This is a genomic window from Nocardia amamiensis NBRC 102102 (genome assembly GCF_001612745.1).
Lineage (GTDB): Bacteria > Actinomycetota > Actinomycetes > Mycobacteriales > Mycobacteriaceae > Nocardia > Nocardia amamiensis.
Window position 1 is genome coordinate 1 of record NZ_BDBA01000344.1, and the last position, 4,422, is coordinate 4,422.

Consider the following 4,422-nt stretch of genomic DNA (forward strand, 5'->3'; position numbering starts at 1 on the left):
TCGGCGCAGGGCCGCCGAGCAAGGCGAGACCACCGATACCGCCGCCGGTCCGGCGCAGGAGCCCGGCACCACCGCCACCGCCCGTGTCCGTCGCACCCGCAGGGCCGCCACGAGTGAACCCGATGCCGCCGGCGGGGCGGGCACTGGTGACCCGTCAGCAGGCGGCCGAACCAGGCGTGCCCGCGCACGACGTGCCCGCGCCCGGGCACGGCAGCAGTCGACAACAGCACCAACAGAATCGGAGCAAGCCACGTGACAGAGCCGAGTCGTCTCGAAGTCCGGACCGCCGACCCGTACCCGGTGATCATCGGCCGCGGGTTGCTCGGTGAACTCGTCGAGTCGGTCACCGGCGCGGCCACGGGCGTGCGCACGGTGGCGATCTTCCACCAGCCGCCGCTCGCCGAGACCGCCGAGGTGGTGCGGAAGGCATTGGCCGACACCGGCATCGACGCCCACCGGATCGAGATCCCGGACGCCGAGGCGGGCAAAGACCTCGCCGTCGCCGGGTTCTGCTGGGAGGTGCTCGGGCGCATCGGCCTGACCCGCAACGACGTCGTGGTCAGCCTCGGCGGCGGCGCGGCGACCGATCTGACCGGTTTCGTCGCCGCCACCTGGATGCGCGGCGTGCGGATCGTGCATGTGCCCACCACGCTGCTCGCCATGGTCGACGCGGCGGTCGGCGGCAAGACCGGCATCAACACCGAGGCGGGCAAGAACCTCGTCGGCTGCTTCCACGAACCCGCGGCCGTACTGGTCGACCTGGCCACGCTGGAAACGGTGCCGCGCAACGAGATCGTGGCGGGCATGGCCGAGATCATCAAGGCCGGTTTCATCGCCGATCCGGTGATCCTCGACCTCGTGGAGCGTGATCCGGAGGCAGCCCTGGATCCGGCCGGTGACGTGCTGCCCGAACTGATCCGCCGCGCGATCCAAGTGAAGGCCGACGTCGTGGCGGCGGACCTGAAGGAGTCCAGCCTCCGCGAGATCCTCAACTATGGCCACACCCTCGGCCACGCGATCGAACGGCGGGAGCGCTACCGCTGGCGGCACGGCGCGGCGGTCTCCGTCGGTCTGGTCTTCGCCGCCGAGCTCGGCCGTCTCGCGGGACGCCTCGACGACGCCACCGCCGACCGGCACCGCACTATTCTGTCCGCCGTCGGGTTGCCGACCAGCTACGACGCCGACGCGCTGCCCCAGTTGCTGGACGCGATGCAGACCGACAAGAAGACCCGCTCCGGCGTGCTGCGCTTCGTTGTGCTCGACGGCCTGGCAAAGCCCGGTCGCCTGGAAGGGCCGGATCCGACCCTGCTGGCGGCCGCGTACTCGGCGATCGCTCGCGAGGACAGCCCCAGCGGCGGCGCGGTTCTGCTCTAGGCCGGTTCCGGTCGCGGGGGCGGGCCCTGCGCACTGCTCCGGATATGCGAACGGCGGCCCCACTCAGGGCGCCGTTCGTCGTCGGCTCAGACCGCGCTGCCCGCGGCGGACAATATCGACGGCGGCGTGGACCGGCCCTTGCCGCCCTGCCGCTCGGCCAGCATGCGCCCGATGCCGACGCCGATCAGCGCGGGCACGAAGATCAGCAGGATGATGAACGACGCGCCCGCCGTCACTTCGAAGAGCAGGCCGTTGTCGCCGAGATCGAACCGGGGCAGCCAGTCCAGCATCCAGGCGACCAGACCGCTGCCGACACCACCCGCGACCGCCGCTTTCAGCCAGAACAGGGTCAGATCGGCTCCTCGTTCCGGGTCGGGGGTGGTGGCACGGTCCCTGCGGCCGTCGAGCACACCCCAGGCCACGATGGCCGCGAGCAGCACAATCAGGCACAGAATGCGCATCACTGCGCCGTGTGTCGGCCAGTACACCATCGCGAAGCCGAGCACGGTCCGCATCGCGACTACCAGCGCGCCGAGCACGACGGCCCGCAGCAACCAAGAATTCATGCGAAACACCATAGCTGTGTTTCGTGGTAGCGCCTATGGAGCTGGGTGTCTCAGTTCGACGGAACCCAAAGGTCGTACCTGCCGCTACCGTCGTCCCGCGGAACGCACTGCGCCCGATCATTCCAGAGCGGAGCGTCCTTCAGGCAGCTCGCCAGCGAGACGTTCGACGCCGAAGGCACGCAGTGGAACCCCCAGGTCGGCTGCGCCGACGCGCAGCCTTCGGCTTTTGCCGCCGACTGTCCGCCGAACACGAACGCGGACGCGGCGATCGCCATCGCGGCGGTGACCCCTATGCGAATGAACACAACACTCCCCTCCCGTTGAAATGCATTGGACAGCAGCATAATACGGCGGTCACGGCAGCGGAAGAGCGTGGCCGGCCCCGGATCAGTTCTCGGGTCGATGCGCCTCGTCCAGTACGGCCGCCATCTCAGCGCGTGGTGCAGGCTGCCCGGTGAACAGCTCGACCTGCCCGTAGGCCTGATTCAGCAGCATCTGCAGACCGCTGACCACCGTGTGCCCGGCCCGCGCCACCGCCTCGGCCAGCGGTGTCGGCCACGGGTTGTAGATCGCGTCGAGGACAACCGGGGCCGCTGCCACCGGAGCCGCGACGGCCGCAGCCGCCGTCGCGGGAATTGTGCTCACCACGGCCCCTGCCGCCGCGCATACCGCAGCGAGCGGCCCGGCATCGAATCCGGCCGACGACGCGGTCATTCCCAGCCGCTCGGCGAGGTCCAGCGCACCGCGTGCCCGTCCGGCGTCCCGCGCGACCACGGTCACCGACTTCGCGCCCAGCTCCGCCAATGCCAGCAGGGCGGGCCGCGCGGTGCCGCCCGCGCCCAGCACCACGCCCTCGGTCACGCTGGTGACACCACCGCCGCGGAGCGCGCCGAGCACACCGTCCACGTCGGTGCAGTCGGCCAGCCAGCCTGCGCCGCTGCGGACCAAGGTATTGGCCGATCCGACCAGCACGGCCCGGTCGGTGCGCTCATCCGCGTAGGCCAGCGCCGCTTCCTTACCGGGCATGGTCACCGAGAGCCCGACCCATTCCGGCCCGAGCCCGTCGACCAACCCGGGCAGCTGCTCGGCCGAGCATTCGATGCGCTCGTAGCTCCAATTGAGCCCGAGCGCCCGGTACGCGGCCAGGTGCAGCTGTGGCGATCGCGAGTGCGCGATCGGCTTGCCGAGCACCGCCGCCTTGCGACTATCGCCCACCGTTGTCCCTGGAACTGTCGAGAATGCCGCTGCGCTGCGCCCGGGCGATCAGGCGCAGATGCTCCTGATAGTCGTCGGTGAACATGGTGGTGCCCTGCTTGTCGACGGTCACGAAGTACAGCCACGGCCCCGGCTCCGGATTCTCCATGGCACGCAACGCGTTCAACGACGGCGCGGCGATCGGGGTCTGGGGCAGGCCACGCATCGCATAGGTGTTCCAGGCGGTTTCCTGGGCGCGGTCGGCGTCGGTGGTCGCCACCTCGGTGCGATCCAGGGTGTAGTTCACCGTCGAGTCGAACTGCAGCATCTGATCGACCCGCAGCCGGTTCACGATCACCCGGGCCACCTTGCCCATGTCCTGGGGTTTCGCCTCTCGTTCCACCAGCGAGGCGGCGACCAGCGTCTCATACGGCGTCAGTTTCGTGTCGGCGCCGGACTGCAGCAGTCCGGTGGATTCATAGCTCGCGGCGCTCGCGGACACCAGTTGCCGCAGGATCTGCTCCGGCGTCCCGCTCGGATCGAAATCCCAAGTGCCTGCGGCGATGAGGCCTTCCAGCTGCCGTGTCCGGTCCGGGCAGTCCTTGACACCCTGCACTGCCCACGCGGGCACCCCGAGCGCAGACAGGTCCAGACTCGCGCCCGCGGCATCGAGCTGTTCGTAGGTCATGCACTTCTGGTCGGCGCCGGTGCCGATGCAGCTGGCCTCCGCGATCTTGCGGTAGATGCCGTCATACCGCCCACCGGTGCTCATGTCGTGTTGGTCGTGCAGCAGCCGTCCCTCGGAGACAACCAGGTTCCCGACCCTCGACTGCTTGCCGACCAGGGCGGACACCGCCTCCGCGGCGGGGCTGCGGCTGGGGATGGCGTAGAAGCCGGGCTGCACCGTGTTCATGCTCGAATTGCGCACGGCCGCTTCATAGAACGCGCCCGTGCTCGCCACCACACCACGCTCGACCATGGTCGCCGCGATCTGCTGCGAGGTGTCGCCGGGATGCACCTGCACCACCACCAGAGGTCCGGCCGGACCGGCGTAGTCGTCCGGGGCGCCGAGGCTGTCGACGAGCTTCATTCCCGCGAAAATCGCGGCGCCGGCGAACAGGAGCACGAAGACGCCGGCGACCATCCATAGGTTCCTGCGCCGTCGCTTGCGCTGGACGGCCTTGCGCGAGGCAGCGCGGGAACGCCTGCCGCGCCGCGATCGGGTGCGACTTTCCGGCTGGACACGCTTCGGGCGGCGCGACGTCTCCTGCCGAGCGGCCTTCGGGCG

At 69.9% G+C, this 4,422-nt stretch carries 5 protein-coding genes and 1 pseudogene; 2 read left to right on the plus strand and 4 right to left on the minus strand.

Annotation, left to right across the window (positions count from 1 at the left end):
• Both NA4_RS42295 and aroB read left to right on the plus strand, forming a co-directional pair.
• Nucleotides 1-256: pseudogene (locus NA4_RS42295) on the plus strand (shikimate kinase); the annotation flags it as partial.
• Entirely contained in the window at nucleotides 253-1,374 is a 1,122-nt protein-coding gene (aroB, locus tag NA4_RS37345) for a 3-dehydroquinate synthase (protein WP_067480791.1), read from the plus strand. The pseudogene NA4_RS42295 and the gene aroB, both read left to right, overlap by 4 nt.
• 86 nt (nucleotides 1,375-1,460) lie before the next feature.
• Here the strand turns inward: aroB and NA4_RS37350 are convergent, their stop codons facing one another.
• The 4 genes from NA4_RS37350 to NA4_RS37365 form a co-directional block, all read right to left on the minus strand.
• On the minus strand, nucleotides 1,461-1,940 hold the full coding sequence (locus NA4_RS37350) for a B-4DMT family transporter (protein ID WP_245671781.1): 480 nt from the start codon (nucleotides 1,938-1,940) through the stop codon (nucleotides 1,461-1,463).
• A 50-nt stretch (nucleotides 1,941-1,990) separates the two neighbouring features.
• Nucleotides 1,991-2,245, minus strand: coding sequence for a hypothetical protein (locus NA4_RS37355; RefSeq protein WP_245671782.1), 255 nt, complete (start codon nucleotides 2,243-2,245; stop codon nucleotides 1,991-1,993).
• Between the two features lie 82 nt (nucleotides 2,246-2,327).
• Entirely contained in the window at nucleotides 2,328-3,155 is an 828-nt protein-coding gene (locus NA4_RS37360; protein ID WP_067480799.1) for a shikimate dehydrogenase, read from the minus strand.
• The coding region (locus NA4_RS37365) for an endolytic transglycosylase MltG (RefSeq protein WP_067480802.1) at nucleotides 3,145-4,422 on the minus strand (1,278 nt) is incomplete at its 5' end. The genes NA4_RS37360 and NA4_RS37365, both read right to left, overlap by 11 nt.